General features: G+C 65.1%; 14 protein-coding genes. 6 read left to right on the top strand and 8 right to left on the bottom strand.

Annotated elements, in window-relative coordinates:
* The first annotated feature begins 34 nt into the window (after positions 1 to 34).
* On the top strand, positions 35 to 799 hold the full coding sequence (locus tag C8N35_RS02080; RefSeq protein ID WP_107987961.1) for an SDR family NAD(P)-dependent oxidoreductase: 765 nt from the start codon (positions 35 to 37) through the stop codon (positions 797 to 799).
* A 110-nt stretch (positions 800 to 909) separates the two neighbouring features.
* Here the strand turns inward: C8N35_RS02080 and C8N35_RS02075 are convergent, their stop codons facing one another.
* From C8N35_RS02075 to C8N35_RS02045, 7 genes are all read right to left on the bottom strand, one after another.
* The gene (locus C8N35_RS02075) at positions 910 to 1,527 is read right to left on the bottom strand and encodes a hypothetical protein (RefSeq protein WP_107987960.1); all 618 of its coding nucleotides are present in this window, start codon (positions 1,525 to 1,527) and stop codon (positions 910 to 912) included.
* 47 nt (positions 1,528 to 1,574) lie between these two features.
* Positions 1,575 to 1,940 (bottom strand): response regulator, encoded by a 366-nt coding sequence (locus C8N35_RS02070; protein WP_170121992.1) that lies wholly within the window; start codon positions 1,938 to 1,940, stop codon positions 1,575 to 1,577.
* 449 nt (positions 1,941 to 2,389) lie between these two features.
* Positions 2,390 to 3,067: a LutC/YkgG family protein gene (locus tag C8N35_RS02065; protein WP_107987958.1), complete on the bottom strand. Its 678-nt coding sequence runs from the start codon at positions 3,065 to 3,067 to the stop codon at positions 2,390 to 2,392.
* On the bottom strand, positions 3,064 to 4,485 hold the full coding sequence (locus C8N35_RS02060; RefSeq protein ID WP_107987957.1) for a LutB/LldF family L-lactate oxidation iron-sulfur protein: 1,422 nt from the start codon (positions 4,483 to 4,485) through the stop codon (positions 3,064 to 3,066). Before C8N35_RS02060 ends, C8N35_RS02065 begins: the two co-directional genes overlap by 4 nt.
* Before the next feature lie 125 nt (positions 4,486 to 4,610).
* Positions 4,611 to 5,171 carry an O-acetyl-ADP-ribose deacetylase gene (locus C8N35_RS02055; protein WP_107987956.1) on the bottom strand — a complete coding sequence of 187 codons (561 nt, stop codon included), beginning with the start codon at positions 5,169 to 5,171 and terminating at the stop codon, positions 4,611 to 4,613.
* Positions 5,168 to 5,962 (bottom strand): (Fe-S)-binding protein, encoded by a 795-nt coding sequence (locus C8N35_RS02050; RefSeq protein ID WP_107987955.1) that lies wholly within the window; start codon positions 5,960 to 5,962, stop codon positions 5,168 to 5,170. Before C8N35_RS02050 ends, C8N35_RS02055 begins: the two co-directional genes overlap by 4 nt.
* 489 nt (positions 5,963 to 6,451) lie before the next feature.
* Positions 6,452 to 7,426, bottom strand: coding sequence for a zinc-binding dehydrogenase (locus C8N35_RS02045; protein WP_107987954.1), 975 nt, complete (start codon positions 7,424 to 7,426; stop codon positions 6,452 to 6,454).
* Between the two features lie 462 nt (positions 7,427 to 7,888).
* On the opposite strand from C8N35_RS02045, the gene dctP reads away from it, so the two are divergent.
* From dctP to C8N35_RS24345, 5 genes are all read left to right on the top strand, one after another.
* A complete protein-coding gene (gene dctP / locus C8N35_RS02040) occupies positions 7,889 to 9,106 on the top strand; it encodes a TRAP transporter substrate-binding protein DctP (protein WP_107987953.1) in 1,218 nt (405 codons plus the stop codon).
* A gap of 285 nt (positions 9,107 to 9,391) precedes the next feature.
* The gene (locus C8N35_RS24010) at positions 9,392 to 10,645 is read left to right on the top strand and encodes a TRAP transporter small permease subunit (RefSeq protein ID WP_210203365.1); all 1,254 of its coding nucleotides are present in this window, start codon (positions 9,392 to 9,394) and stop codon (positions 10,643 to 10,645) included.
* A 3-nt stretch (positions 10,646 to 10,648) separates the two neighbouring features.
* Entirely contained in the window at positions 10,649 to 12,007 is a 1,359-nt protein-coding gene (locus tag C8N35_RS02035) for a TRAP transporter large permease (protein ID WP_210203364.1), read from the top strand.
* 282 nt (positions 12,008 to 12,289) lie between these two features.
* Positions 12,290 to 12,559: a type II toxin-antitoxin system RelB/DinJ family antitoxin gene (locus C8N35_RS02030; protein WP_107989016.1), complete on the top strand. Its 270-nt coding sequence runs from the start codon at positions 12,290 to 12,292 to the stop codon at positions 12,557 to 12,559.
* 1 nt (position 12,560) lies between these two features.
* A complete protein-coding gene (locus tag C8N35_RS24345; RefSeq protein WP_107987952.1) occupies positions 12,561 to 12,899 on the top strand; it encodes a type II toxin-antitoxin system YafQ family toxin in 339 nt (112 codons plus the stop codon).
* A 103-nt stretch (positions 12,900 to 13,002) separates the two neighbouring features.
* Here the strand turns inward: C8N35_RS24345 and C8N35_RS02020 are convergent, their stop codons facing one another.
* A complete protein-coding gene (locus C8N35_RS02020) occupies positions 13,003 to 14,373 on the bottom strand; it encodes a cytochrome c (protein WP_107987951.1) in 1,371 nt (456 codons plus the stop codon).
* Positions 14,374 to 14,384: the final 11 nt, after the last annotated feature.

The following is a 14,384-nucleotide window of genomic DNA, read 5'->3' as shown; positions in this document are numbered from 1 at the left end:
CGCGATCCCGCTCCTCACCACGATCGGACCTCCCATGTTCACTCCGGATCACTTCACCCTCAGGGGGCGCCGTGCGCTGATCACCGGCGGTTCGAGCGGGCTTGGAACCGCCATGGCGCAAGCCTTTGTAGGCCTCGGTGCCGATGTCGTCATCAACGGCTCCAGCGCCGACCGTCTCGCGAGCGCGGGGGCCGCGCTGAAACAGGCCGGCGCGCCGGTCGCGACCGTGTGCGGCGACCTCGCGGTGGAGGCGGCGGCCGTGGTCGATGCGGCGGCGGAAAAGCTCGGCGGGCTCGATATCGTCATTCACAGCGCAGCGATCCGCAATCGCCGCGGAACGGCCAACATCGATGCGGACGCCTTCCGGCATATCCTCGAGGTCAATCTGACCGCGACCTACACGCTCGCCCGGGCGGCTCTACCGCATCTGGCGAAGTCCGACGCCGGCCGGCTGATCTTCATCACCTCGCTCGCCGCCACCCAGGCGCGGCCCGGTGACCCCGCCTATACCGCGTCGAAGGGCGGCGTCTCGGCGCTTACCCGCTCGCTGGCCGTCGAATTCGGCTCCGACAGCCTGACGGTAAACGCCATCTCGCCGGGCATGTTCGCGACAGACGTCAACAAGCCGATGGTCGGCAATCCGGGGATCGATGCCTTCGTGAACACGCGCATCCCGCTCAAACGCTGGGGCCGGCCGGAGGAACTGGCATCCGCCGCGATGTTCCTCGCCCTGCCGGCGAGCAGCTATGTCAACGGCGTCATCGTGCCCGTGGACGGCGGCCAAAGCGCGCAAATGTAAGCGGCGCGACGGGATTTATTCGGATATGACGGGGTGTGCCCGGCCCGAGGGCAGGCTCCGATCCCGATGAAGGCGGTGATGTCTCCCTATCCCCGAAAGCCCGGCACGCCTCACCCGGCGCTTGGATGCCAATGGGGCAGGTAGCCGGCGTCCAGCACCGCGACGATGGAGGGCGGCGTCAACAGGGGCAGGGCAATGCCGCGCGGGCGCGCCAGCTTCTGCCCATAGCCTTCCGCCTGCCAGACGAGCAGACAGTCACCGCGCACGAAGGCGGGCCGTTGCGCCGCGTCTTCCTTCACCAGCACCGCCGCGCCGTCGGGCAACAGATCGAGCGCCGCTTCGGGCCGTGCGCCCAACCTTTCGGCGTGAAGCTGGCGGTCCATCGTGTCGGCGTCAGGCGGGGCGCCGAGGCCGTGGGCTTGCTGCCAGTACCGGGCAAAGGCGTTCGCGGCCGCCCGCCGGCACTCGAAGCAAGGGCGGTGGCCGGCTGAAAGCGCGGTTGGTTCGTCAAGGAAGAACAGTTCGGTATAGCCCGCGCCCATCACCGTGCGGTGGCGGCCCTTGAAGGCCGTCTCGCAACAGATCCAGCGTCTGGAGGCAAAGCGCCGGCTGGTCAGGGTGCGGGTCGCCGGATCATGGATGCGCCCGCCCCGGTTTCCCATGAACAAGCCGCGTGCCGGCGTTGCGATGATCGTGCCGTCGGGCGTCACGCGATTTTGCAGCGGCATCCCCGGCTTCCCCGCGTGTGTCCGCGCGATCCCGCGCGGCGGACGTCTCAAAGGCTCAGGATAGACCGCACGGCGGAAACAGAGAAGGGCTTGGAAAGGGTCGCGACCACATTGAGGCCGTTGCTGGCGGCGGCCGATTTGGCCGTATTGCCATATTGGGCGTTATAGCCGGAAATGACGATGATCTTGGCCGTGCATCCGCGTTGGGCGAGCCATTCCATAAGCTCGATCCCGTCCATCTCCGGCATGATCATGTCGAGCACGATATGTGTCGGATTGCAGGTATCGTACTGCCGCTGGAACTCGCTCGGATGGGTTGTCTTGCAGACTTCAAAATCCAGTTTCTTCGCAATGCGCTCGATTATGTCGCTGAATTCGACTTCGTCGTCGACCAGCAGGAGGCGTCTGTTCATCGTCCGGCTATCCGTTTTTCCCGTATCCGCCGTCATTTCGCCAGGCCTTGCGGCCGCGGGGCTGCGGATAGCCGCATGTGGCTTTTGCGGCCTGAGCGCTTTCGCACGCTCGGACCGGCACAGCCATGGCGGATCATGAAATATTTGAGCCATCGAATGCTCCACAAGCAATCTTACGTATCGTAATGATGTGGGCGCCCGTTACGATGGCAAATCGCGGGCTTGGTTAATCTGGACCAATAAAAATGTCCATAGCCGTCATGCGAAAAGAAATAACAAGAAAACTGACGGATGTCAGTCGTCCGTATTCGTTCGCAGGGCGTGCTGGCGGCTTTGCGAAGATATCACGCGCCGGCCCGGGCGGGGCTTCGGGCATGCCCGCAGGGCGCTGAAATGCCTCTCACGGACAGGCTTCCGGCAACATTGTCTCGCCGGTTTGCGCGCGCCGTTCAGCCGCCGACGATCACGACATGCAATGCGCGCGGGCCGTGCGCGCCGAGGATCAGCGTCTGCTCGATATCGGCCGAGCGCGAGGGCCCGGCCACCATGTTGAGCGCGCGCGGCATTGTCCCCTTGCCGAATTTCCGGCGGATGCGCGCCAGCACCGCTTCCATGTCGCCGTCGATATCCCCCGCCTCGACAACGACGATGTGGAGATCGGGCAGGAAGTTGAGCGTCGTCGGGTTGTCCGTGCCGGAAGCGAGCACCAGCGTTCCCGTCTCCGCGATGCCGGCGAGCGCGTGCGAGACGGCGGCGAGATCATTGCCGTCGGACGGGCCGTGACGCACCTCCAGCGGCGCGGACGCCTCCCATGGCATCGCGGCAAGCGCGGCATCGGCGCCGATGCGCACGGCAGCCGGCAGGTTGCGCTGGCTGAGCTGATGGGCGATCGCCTTGGGCACGTCGGCCATCGCCGCCACATGCTCCACGCTCGCCTGCACCGCTTCCGCCATGCGCTGAAAAAGTGCGATGCGTTCGCCGCCCGGCAATTGTCCGCGTGCCGGAATAATCCCGGCCGGCGCGTCGTCAAGCCGCCGGGCGACCTCGTCCGCCCGCGCACTCTCCAGATCGCCCTCGCGCTCCAGCCGCCGCTTCAACCGGCCGAGAATGGCATCACGTCCGCTCATGCCGCGTCCTTTCTCTCGGCCCACATCTGTTGAAACGTCTTGCCCTCGGGGGCCGGCAGATCGCGGTATTTCGTCCAGCCGGAGGCAAACGGCATGGAGGCGAAGCGCCCGCGTTTGCCGCTGAAAAGACCAAGCGTTCTGACCATCAGCCCCGTCGCCGCGCGGTAGAGCGCCGGGCGTCTCGCAAAAAACGCCCACAAACCCAGGCCGAACCGCGTCGAGGCCGGTTGCAGATGGCGCTCGAACTCGCGTGTCCGCCAGTGTCGCATCATCTTCGGCAGGGGAATGCGCATCGGGCACACGCTTTCGCAGCGCCCGCAGAAGGTGGAGGCGTTGGGCAGGTGCCCTGCTTCGTCGATGGAGGTGAGCGACGGTGTCAGCACCGCGCCCATCGGTCCGGGATAGACCCAGCCGTAAGCATGCCCGCCGATGGCGTGATAGACCGGGCAATGGTTCATGCAGGCACCGCAGCGGATGCAGCGCAGCATGTCCTGATAGTCGCCGCCCAGCATCGACGAGCGCCCGTTGTCGATGAGCACGACATGATATTCCTCCGGCCCGTCCGGGTCTTCCGGCCGGCGCGGCCCGGTCGAGAACGTCGTGTAGACGGAGGTGTCCTGACCGGTCGCCGAGCGCGCCAGAACCCGCAGGATCTGCGACACGTCCTCCAGCGTCGGCGTCACCTTTTCCAGCGTGGCCAGCACGATATGCACCTTGCCCAGCGTCTGGGTCAGGTCGCCGTTGCCCTCGTTGGTGACGATGACCGAGCTGCCCGTCTCCGCGATCAGGAAGTTCGCGCCGGTAATGCCCACTTCCGCATCGAAATATTTCTGCCGGAGGATCGCGCGTGCCTCGTTCAGCAGCGTCTCCGGCTCCTCCAGGTTGCGGTTCGGATCGAGATGCGTGTGGGCGCGGCGGAACTCTGTCTCCACCTCGGATTTGTTCACATGCACGGCGGGCGCGATGATGTGGCTGGGCGCCTCGCCGCGAAGCTGGATGATGTATTCGCCGAGATCGGTTTCCACCGGCTGGATGCCGTTGGCGCTCAGGTGCTCGTTGAGCCCGATTTCCTCCGAAACGATCGACTTGCCCTTGGTGACGGTCTTGGCGTTCACCCGCTTGCAGATGCCGAGCACGATCCGGCGCGCATCCTCCGCCGTCTCCGCCCAGTGGACGTGACCGCCGGCTTCGATCACCTTCTTCTCATAGGCCTTCAGATAGAGGTCGAGATGTTCCAGCGTGTGGTTCTTGATGTCGCGCGCCTTGTCGCGCAGCGCCTCGAATTCCGGCAACGCATCGGCCGCGGCCTTCCGCTTGCCGACGAAATTGGTCTCCACATTGGTGAGCGCGCGCTGAAGCTGGGCGTTGTCCAGCGCCTCGCGCGCATTCTCCCTGAAGCGCGGGGATCGCATCTGCATGGCCGCCTCCCTCTAGAGCGCTTGTCGTTCAGGCGAAGCCGCCTGAACGACAAGAAACCGCTCAAAATCAATCTCTTGAGCATATTCTTGTCGATCAGTTTGATGCAATCTGATCGGAATACGCTCTAGTCCAGCCCTTGTACCAGGCCTTTGGCGGCAAACGCCGCCTCGTAAAATCCGACGGCACGGGCGTCGAAACAGCAGAAAATCACCGCCTGTAGCCGGGCGAGATGATCGCTCGCGCGCACCGCCTCCAGCGCCACGCCCGCCGCCCTGTCGGCGGGAAAGCCGAAGACGCCGGTGGAGATCGCCGGAAAGGCGATCGTCGCAAGTCCGGCATCCGCTGCCAGTTCCAGTGACCGCGCATAACAGGAGGCGAGCACGGCATCCTCCGCGCGCGTGCCGCCCGCCCAACGCGGGCCGACCGTATGGATCACATGTCTTGCCGGCAGGTCGTAACCGGCCGTCATCTTCGCATCGCCCGGTGCGCAGCCGCCCAGCGTGCGGCATTCGGCCAGAAGCCCGGGGCCAGCCGCGCGGTGGATCGCCCCGTCCACGCCGCCACCGCCCAGCAGGCTTTCGTTCGCCGCGTTGACGACGGCATCGACGTCGAGCGTCGTCAGGTCCGCCACGATCACCGAAAGCCGCGTTGTCCCGATGGTGACCTCGAGAACGCTGCCGCTCATCCGTCAACCCTGGCCTTTTCGGCAGGCGTGCCCTTGTGTTCGCCGATGGCGGGCTGGTCGGTCATGCCGGCCAGCAGTTCCGCGACATGGCGCACCCTGGTGGCCTTGCCCTCGCGCTTCAGCTTGCCGGCCATGTTCATCAGGCAGCCGAGATCGCCTGCGACCAGCAGGTCGGCCTCCGCTTCCTCCACATGGCCCGTCTTCTTCGACACCATCTTGTTGGAAATGTCGGCGTATTTCACCGCGAAGGTGCCGCCGAAGCCGCAGCAGATGTCGGATTCCTCCATCTCCTTCAGCATCAGCCCTTCCATGGACGCGAGAAGCTTGCGCGGCTGCTCGCTGATGCCCAGTTCGCGCAGTCCCGAACAGCTGTCGTGATAGGTGACGGAGCCGTCGAAGGAGGCTTCCACCGTCTCCATCCCGCGCACGTCGGTGAGAAAGCTGACGAGCTCGAAGGTGCGTGTGGCCAGTTCGTCGGCCCGCGGCCCCCAGACGGGATCGTCGGCGAAGAGTTCGGGATAGTGCTTCTTGATCATCGCCGCGCAGGAGCCCGACGGCGCCACCACATAGTCGAAGCCCTCGAAGGCCCGGATGGCGACTTCCGCCACCCCGCGCGCATCCGCCTTGTCGCCGGAATTGTAGGCCGGCTGCCCGCAGCATGTCTGTGCGCGCGGCACCTCCACGGCGCATCCCGCCTCCTCCAGCAGCTTGACGGCGGCAAAGCCCACCGACGGGCGGAAGAGATCGGCCAGACAGGTGACGAACAGGGCGACCCTGGGAGTATCGGACATGGAACAGGCGTTTCCTGAGAGACGGCGCTAAGCGTGAAATGACGCGAGGCGATCATGCGTATTTTGAAAGGCACAGTAGAAGTGCGCAGGGGAGGGGTCAATGGGACCAGGGGGAAGACAAGCCAATGGCAGGGCGACCTCTGTGCCGTCATCAACTCTGTTTGCGAAGACGCGAAACGCGGTGTCCGATCCGTGCGACTTAGCGCTGCCTCTCCCCACATTCGATGTCATCCCCGCGAAAGCGGGGACCCAGTTGCCATTGCTGTTTGCGGCTCGGGCCGGGATGGAGCGCCGTCGCGGTCGACGATCCAGCCAAGCCCCGTTATCCCGACGATGACCGGGTACCGGCTCTCTGCTTCGCCGCGTCCGGGATGACGCTGTAAAGATCGAACGCGAGAGCGCGATCTCGAACCGGAGTGTGGTTGGCGGCGCCAGCCAATGAGGTTGAAGTGGCGTGAGACCGCCAGGAGAAAACTGCGACGGCCGCGCCTATCCCCGCACCAGCACCTTTCCCTCGCGCTTGCCCTTTCCCGCCGCCTCGGCCGCCTTGGCGATGTCGGCCAGGTCGTAGATCCCGTCCACCTGCAGCGTGACGTCGCCGGAGGCGATGAGCCCGATCAGTTCGCCCATCAGTGCCGCGACCTTCTCCTTCGGCGCCTCGGGAAGCAGCTTGGCGAGCCAGAAGCCCTTGACGGTGATGTCGCGGAAGATGAGCTGGGCGGGCGGGATCTCCATCGGCTTGCCCGACATCAGCCCGAACGAAACGATGGTGGCGCCGGGTCCGCAGATCGCGCAGAGATCAGCCGCGCCGGGGCCGCCCACGCCGTCGATTGCCGCATGGATCGGCGCGCCGCCGGTGATGTCCGCCACCTGCGCCTTCCAGTTCTCGCCCGCCGTCGAGACCGCGTTCTTGATCCCCAGTGCCTCCAGCTCCGCCACCGCCTCGTCGCGGCGCACCAGGTTGACCACGTTCACCCCGCGCTTTTGCGCCACCTTTGCCAGCACCTTGGCGACAGCGCCCGTCGCCGCGTTCTGGACGAGCCAGGAGCCGGGATGCGCGTTGACGAAATCCAGAAGGAACATCGCGCTCATCGGCATGGCGATGAGCTGCGCCGCCGTCTCGTCGGCGATCGCGTTGGGCAGCGGCACGGCGCCGGCCGCCTTGGCGATGTAGAATTGCGCCCAGGTGCCGCGTCCGCTTGCGGCCACCCGCTGGCCGACCTGGAATTCGCTCACCCCCTCGCCAAGCGCATCGACCACGCCCATCGCCTCCGATCCGCCGATCGCCGGCAGCGGCGGTTTGTAGCCATAGGTGCCCGCCACGGTGAGCAGGTCGTGGTTGTGGATCGCGGCGAGCCCGGTCCTGATCCGGATCTCGCCCGGCCCCGGCTCCGGCAGCGGCCGCTCCTCCATCTTCAAAACCTTGGAGGGATCGCCGAATGTCTCGTGAATGGCGCTCAGCATGGCAGGACCTTTCCAATAGCGTGTGAGGTGGGGGCCGCGCGAATTCGCCGCCGGCGCAGCCCGGACTTCTTCATCAGGCGGCCAATATGGAGTGCGAGGGAACCGCCGTCGAGCCCGGTCCGGGATCCGCCTTGCCGTGGAAATATCCGAAAAGCCACGCGCGAACCGATACTTGCGCCTGTCGCGAGCGATAGGGGGAGAAGAAAATCGCATTAAATGAAGAGCTGAAATGAATGTTGTGTCACTTTATCCGCCAACGAAAAGGTGTTTGTTCGATCCTTTCGCAGGGGAAAGTGAGGGATAGGACGGCAGGCCCTTGATCGTTGTTGGATCGCGACTACACTGCGGCGAGGCTCGCTCTCGCGGAGGAGCGGACGGTTTCGCGGGCGCAGGCGCTGAGACAAGCGCCGGGCGCGTGAATGCCGGACGAGTGAAGAGCGGCCACGCAAGGGAGGAACAACAATGTCTATCATCAAGCGGGAGGGTGCCTCTGGCGCCCGGCAGAATGGCGCGTCCGCAAACGCGCCCGCCGCATGCGTGCGGCGCGAGACGGTCGAAGGGGTCGTGGAAGCCCGGCGGGAGGCACGGCGCGGTTTCCTGAAGAACTCGCTTCTGGCGGCCGGCGGCGCGGTGGGCGCGGCGACGCTCGGCGCGCCCTACATCGGAACGGCGAAGGCGGCCGGCACCACCTGGAAGATCCAGACCTCGTGGCCCGGCGGCATCGGCCTGCAGATCTTCAAGGACTGGTGCGGCACGATCTCGGAAAAGACCGGCGGCGAACTTTCCTTCCAGCCCTTTGGCGCCAATGATGTCGTGGGCGACTTCCAGCTCTACGATGCGGTCAAGAACGGCGTTCTGCACGCGGTGAACCCCTTCACCATCTATGTACAGGGCATCATTCCCGCCGGCGTGTTCCTGTCGTCCTATCCGCTGGGTCTTCGTCATCCCAGCGAATACGACACCTTCTACTACGGCCTCGGCGGGCTGGAGATGACGCGCGAACTCTACGCCGCGCAAGGCATGTACTGGGTCGGTCCGGTCCATCACGATGCCAACATCATCCACTCCAAGGTGCCGATCCGCTCGGTGGAGGATTTCCGTGGCCGCAAGATGCGCCTTCCCGGCGGCATGGTGGCCGAGGTCTTCCAGGGGCTGGGCGCCAAGACCACCGTTCTGCCGGGCTCGGAAATCTTCCCCGCGCTTGAAAAGGGCACGATCGACGTGGCCGACTACACCGGCCCCGCGGTCAACTATGCCCTCGGCTTCTCCCAGGTCACCAAATACATCTCCATGGGCCCCCCGGGCTTCATGTCGCTCTACCAGCCGGTCGACATCATGGACATCACCGTTGGCATGGATGCCTGGAACGCGCTTTCCGACGAGATGAAGCAGTTCGTGGAGATGGAGACCAAGTCCTACTCCATCGAGCATCATGCCAAGATCCAGAAGGCGAACCAGGAAGCCTGGAAGAAGTTCGAGGCCGACGGCACCGAAGTCACGCGTCTTTCCCAGGACGACGTCGCGATCATGACCGAGATCGCGGTGCCGATCTGGTTCAAGTACGCCAACAAGGACAAGAACGCGGCCCGCGTCTTCAAGACCCAGCTCGACTACATGATGTCGGGTTCGCTGGGCTACGTCACGCCGGACATGATCGAGGGCCTGACGCTCGATCTCTGATCGGCGAGGGGGCGGGGACGCTCTGCATCCGTTGTTCGAGCCCCCACCTCGACAGATCGCGGTGGGGGGCTCCTTCAGGGGTGGGGGTCTCCAAGGGAGCGCCCGCCTCCGGCCTTCGAAACCGCTTTCCCGCACGCGGCGCGCCCGCTTCAAGGCTCCGGCCCGAGGCGGGCGTCGAAATGTCGGGCCGTCAAGAACGGGCCCGACGTCATCTTGCGGCGGTGCGGATCCCGAGGGGAACCGTCGCTCCGCCGTCCATTTCCGGCTCATCGCTTTGGGGGAACCATGCCGAGCCTGACCTTCGTCCTTCCGCACTGGCTTTACTGGGCCGGTCTTATCGTCTTCCCCGTCTTCGCCATGGTGATGGCGCGCCGAACGAAGGCGCGGGCCAGGGTTCACGGGGACTGGCGCGGCTATTCGTTGCCGCTCGCCTACATGATCCTGATCGCCGGCGGCATGCTCGGCCTTCACCGGTTCTACCTGAAGAGCCTTCTCGGTCTGCTCTTCATCCCGGTCTTCATCTTCATCCTCGTCGCCAATGGCGAGCAGCGCGAATACCGTGCGTCCTATTCCGATGCGGCCGCGCTCGTCGAAAGCGCGCAAGGCGCGATCACGCGCGAGGGGCCGCGGATCGCGGAGATGGAAGGCCAGCTGCCCGATCTGCGCGAAAAGCTGGCGCAGGCGCCGGAAGGCTCCATCGGTTTCCGCCTCGCCGAGCGCGGAGTGAAGCGCGCCGAGGGCCGCATCGCCTCGTCGAAGGAGCGGCTGGCCCGCGCGAAGACGGATCTGGAAACGGCGCGGCCCGCCGCCGAAACGGCTGCCGCCGGACGCGCCTTCTGGCGCGACATGGCGGCCTACGCCTTCTATCTGCTTGTCGCGATGATGGCGCTCGATGCCGTGCTGATGCCCTGGCTGAAGCGCCGGGCGGAGGCGAAGGTGGCTGCGGACGACGCGGAACGCCGGGCGGAAAGCGAGGCCGATGAGATCCTGCACGCGGTGGAGGATGTCGAGCAGGGCGGCGACCAGAAGCACCTCACCACCGGCTGGACCGGCGTCATCGACCGCATGTCCTTCTATGCCGGCGAACTCGTCTCCTACTGGGCGGTGATCGCGGTCTTCGCCTATTATTACGAGGTCATCGCCCGCTATGTCTTCAACTCGCCCACCATCTGGGTCCACGAGGCGATGTATCTGATGTTCGGCATGCAGTACCTGATCTGCGGCGCCTACGCGATGCTGACGGAGAGCCACGTGCGGGTCGATGTCTTCTACGCGCCCCTGAGCCCGCGCCGGAAGGCCATTGTCGATCTGGCGACGTCCGTCTTTTTCTACATCTTCGCCGGCACGCTGCTGTTCACCAGCCTCATCTTCGCCTGGGATGCGACGGTGGTCGACGAGGTCTCCTTCAACGAATGGCGCATCGCCTACTGGCCGATGAAGTGGGCGATGGTGATCGGCGGCCTCCTGCTGGTTCTGCAGGGAATATCGAAATTGGCGCAGGACGTGCGTGCCGTCGCCAATCCGGCCGGGGGGGCCTGATCCATGGGGCTGGAAATTTCCATCGAGTGGCTGACGCTCATCATGTTCGGCAGCCTGATCGTGCTGCTGATGGCAGGCCTGCCGCTCGCCTTCGTCACCGGCGGGCTGGCCTGCGTCTTCCTCTTTATCCTTGGCGACAGCTGGCAGGCGCTCAACATCGTGCCGTCGCGCATCTTCCCGTTGATGACCAACTACCAGCTATCGGCCATTCCGCTGTTCATCTTCATGGCGGCGATGCTGGAGCGGGCCGGCATCATCAACGACATGTTCGACGTCATCTACAAGGTGCTGGGCGGCGTGCGCGGCGGGCTGGCGGCGGCGACCATCATCGCCTCCACCATTCTGGCGGCGATGGTCGGCGTTATCGGGGCTGCGGTCGTCACCATGGGCATCATCGCGCTGCCCGCCATGCTGAAGCGCAACTACGATCCGGAAATCGCCATGGGCTCGATCATGGCCGGCGGCACGCTCGGCATCCTGATCCCGCCCTCCATTCTCGCCATCATCTACGCCGTGGTGGCGGAGCAGTCGGTGGGCGAACTGTTCATCGGTGCGGTCTTTCCGGGGCTGCTGCTGTCGGGCCTCTACGTGCTCTATGTGGTCGTGCGCTGCACCATCAACCCCGCGCTCGGCCCCGCTGCCCCCTTGGAGGAGCGGATCTCCTTTGTCGAAAAGATCCGCGTCCTGTCACGCATGTCGGCGCCCATCTCGCTCATCGTCGTGGTGCTGGGCGTCATCTTCTCCGGTGTCGCGACCCCGGTGGAGGCCGCCGGCATCGGCACCTTCGGCGCCTTCATCGTCGCCGCCATTCACCGAAAGCTCGACTGGGCGACGGTGCAGGGGGCCTGCGTCACCACGCTGAAGGCGTCCGCCATGGTCATCTGGATCATGTTCGGCGCGACCATCTTCGTCGGGCTCTACGTGCTGCACGGCGGGCAGGAATTCGTCTCCGATCTGATGCAGGGGCTGGGGCTCGGGCCCTGGGGCATCCTGATCCTGATGCAGATCATCCTGATCTTCCTCGGCATGTTCCTCGACTGGGTCGGCATTCTCCTGCTGTGCGTGCCGATCTTCGTGCCGATCATCAAGGGGCTCGGCGCGCAGGCCTTCGGCTTCGCCGATCCCGACGATCTCGTGCTGTGGTTCGGCGTGCTCTATCTGGTGAACATGCAGATGAGCTTCCTGTCGCCGCCGTTCGGCTACGCGCTCTTCTACCTGCGCGGCGTCGCTCCGCCGGAAATCCCGATGGCCCGCATCTTCAGGGCGGCGATCCCGTTCCTGATGATCCAGATCGTCGCGCTGGTGATGTGCATGATGTTCCCGCAGATCATCATCTGGCTTCCACGGCTGGTGTACGGGTGAGGGAGCTCCCGACTTGCGTCGATCTCTCCCGCGTCCTGCCCCGCTCCCTCCATTGTCATCACCCGGCTTCGTCCGGGTGATGACGGGGAAGGCATGAGCGGGAGGCGCAAGCAAAAGCCCGGAACCTGGAGCCCGAGGGGAGGAACCGACGCCGCGCTGCGGGGATTTCCGGGACAGGATAGCCCCCGGCTCTCCTGTCCCGCGCAAATGGCGGATCGACGATTTCTTGCCGTTGTTGCTCAATTGAGCTACATATGGGTCAACAACGACGGAGATCCGGTCATGGCAGCCAACGACTACATTCGCGCTCGCATCGACCCTGAATTGAAGGCGGATGCCGCCGCTGTGCTCGAAAGTCTCGGCCTGACGATTTCCGACGTCATGCGCATGACGTTGACGCGCATTGCGCGCGACAAGGCGCTGCCGGTCGAACTGACCCGGCCGAATGACGAGACACTCGCCGCGATCGAGGAAGCACGAGGGCTCAAGAAGGGGCATGGGCCGCACTACGAGAATATCGACGATATGATCGCGACGATCGAAAAGGCTTGAAGTGGCGCGCAAGGGAAAAGGCGGCCCAGGCAGCGCAACAAAGCGTGCGCCATTGCCGCGCTGTGCGACCCACACCAAGCAGTTCGTAAAGGACTGGAAACGCCTCAACGGGGCCGGGCGCCATGACATGTCCCGGCTGAAACACGCGATGAGCCTGCTCGTCGCCAACGACGCTCCCCTTCCGCCCGAATGGAAAGACCATCCGCTCGCCGGTGAATGGAACGATCATCGCGAATGCCATATCGGTGGCGATTTCCTGCTGATCTACACGCTTGAGGAACGCGAGAACCTCATCGTTTTCGTGCGCATCGGAACACACGCGGAGCTGTTTCGCGAGTAGGTGCTCCTCCTCAAAACAAAACCGGGCCGATCCTTGCGGACCGGCCCGGTTTCTCCTCTCACTCCCGGTTGTCGCCGGAAATGGCTGTTCTCAGGCCCTGGCCTCAGTGCGAGGCTTCGGTCGGCGTCTTGCGTTCCTTGGCGACCTGGTCGGCGGTCACCGGGCCGGCCCCGTTGCCCCACGCACCGCGCAGGAACGTGGCGAGCTTGGCGACATCGTCATCGGAAAGCCGCTGGGCGAAGCCCGGCATGCGCAGCTTCATCGGACGCTTGGAAGTGGACGGCATTTCCGCACCATACAGAATGGTGTGAATGAGCCCGCCGGTCTCCTTGGCGACGACAGCCGCGTTGCCCTTCAGCGAGGGGAACACCTCCGGTGCGCCGCGCCCGTCGGCAAAGTGGCAGGCGCCGCAATTGTCGACATAGAGCCGCTCGCCGTCGGTGAGGTCCACGGCCTTTTTCAGCTTGGTCGTGGTGGGGTCGTCGGCCGCGTCGATCCGGGCGACCGTGCCGGCGGGGGTCTCATCACGCTTCATCGGCGCTTCGGCCGGGGCAGGGCCGTTGGTGCCGATGGCGCGCAGATAGGCGACCATCGCATTGGCATCCTCGTCACTCATGTATTGAAGCGATTCCTCCACCGCGAGCTTCATTTCGCCCGCTACCGCCGAATGGGCGTTGCGCCCGGCGGTCAGGTACATCTTCAGCTCGTCCGCCGACCACTGCTGCGGCGCCGACTTCGGGCCCCTGAGATCCGGGGCCGACCAGCCGCCGATCTCGCCGCCTGTGAGGAACTTCGCGTCCGTTTCGTTGGTGCCGGCCTGCGCCATCGTCAGGTTGCGCGGTGTGTGGCACGAGCCGCAATGGCCCAGCACCTGCACCAGATAGGCGCCGCGCGACAGCTGCTCGTCGTTGGCAACCTTGGTCGATGCCGGCTTGAAGCCCGGATTGCCAAGCGTCACCCAGTTCCACAGCCGGATGCCCCAGCGCTGGTTGAACGGGAAGGGCAGCTCGGTCTCCGCCACCTGATTCTTCACCGGCTCAACGTCATGCATGAAGTAGTCGTACATGGCGCGGATGTCGGTCTCCGACATGTGGCGGTAGTTCTCGTAGGGCATCGCCGGATAGAGGTGATGGTCCTCGTCGTCGACACCGTCCACCAGGGCTGCGCGGAAGTCGGCGAGCGACCAGGTGCCGATGCCGGTTTCCTTGTCGGGTGTGATGTTGGGCGTGTAGATGTCGCCCATCGGGCTTGCGATGGTGCGCCCGCCGGCGAACGGCTTGCCGCCGGGCTCGGTGTGGCAGGCCGCGCAGTCGGCCATGCGGGCATCGTACTTGCCGAGGCCGGCCGGCGCTTGCCAGTCGGCCGCGAGTTTTTCGGTAGGCCCCGTGCGCTGCACCGGCACGAAGATGATGGCGGCGAGCGCCGCCAGGCCGATCACGATGAGAACGGCCACGATACGAACAAGTGTTTTCATTTTCCTGCCTC

This window comes from Breoghania corrubedonensis, assembly GCF_003053845.1.
Lineage (GTDB): Bacteria > Pseudomonadota > Alphaproteobacteria > Rhizobiales > Stappiaceae > Breoghania > Breoghania corrubedonensis.
Note: the sequence above shows the minus strand (reverse complement) of the source record. Positions and strands in the feature narration are given on the sequence as shown.

What these genes read in the sequence shown, in the direction of transcription:
- C8N35_RS02030 (WP_107989016.1), top strand. Translation starts at nt 12,290, where the DNA reads ATGGCAGCCAACGACTACATTCGCGCTCGCATCGACCCTGAATTGAAG.
- C8N35_RS02055 (WP_107987956.1), bottom strand. Translation starts at nt 5,171, where the DNA reads ATGAGCGGCAGCGTTCTCGAGGTCACCATCGGGACAACGCGGCTTTCG.
- C8N35_RS02080 (WP_107987961.1), top strand. Translation starts at nt 35, where the DNA reads ATGTTCACTCCGGATCACTTCACCCTCAGGGGGCGCCGTGCGCTGATC.
- dctP (WP_107987953.1), top strand. Translation starts at nt 7,889, where the DNA reads ATGTCTATCATCAAGCGGGAGGGTGCCTCTGGCGCCCGGCAGAATGGC.
- C8N35_RS02035 (WP_210203364.1), top strand. Translation starts at nt 10,649, where the DNA reads ATGGGGCTGGAAATTTCCATCGAGTGGCTGACGCTCATCATGTTCGGC.
- C8N35_RS24010 (WP_210203365.1), top strand. Translation starts at nt 9,392, where the DNA reads ATGCCGAGCCTGACCTTCGTCCTTCCGCACTGGCTTTACTGGGCCGGT.
- C8N35_RS02070 (WP_170121992.1), bottom strand. Translation starts at nt 1,940, where the DNA reads ATGAACAGACGCCTCCTGCTGGTCGACGACGAAGTCGAATTCAGCGAC.
- C8N35_RS02060 (WP_107987957.1), bottom strand. Translation starts at nt 4,485, where the DNA reads ATGCAGATGCGATCCCCGCGCTTCAGGGAGAATGCGCGCGAGGCGCTG.
- C8N35_RS02020 (WP_107987951.1), bottom strand. Translation starts at nt 14,373, where the DNA reads ATGAAAACACTTGTTCGTATCGTGGCCGTTCTCATCGTGATCGGCCTG.
- C8N35_RS02050 (WP_107987955.1), bottom strand. Translation starts at nt 5,962, where the DNA reads ATGTCCGATACTCCCAGGGTCGCCCTGTTCGTCACCTGTCTGGCCGAT.
- C8N35_RS02045 (WP_107987954.1), bottom strand. Translation starts at nt 7,426, where the DNA reads ATGCTGAGCGCCATTCACGAGACATTCGGCGATCCCTCCAAGGTTTTG.
- C8N35_RS02075 (WP_107987960.1), bottom strand. Translation starts at nt 1,527, where the DNA reads ATGCCGCTGCAAAATCGCGTGACGCCCGACGGCACGATCATCGCAACG.
- C8N35_RS02065 (WP_107987958.1), bottom strand. Translation starts at nt 3,067, where the DNA reads ATGAGCGGACGTGATGCCATTCTCGGCCGGTTGAAGCGGCGGCTGGAG.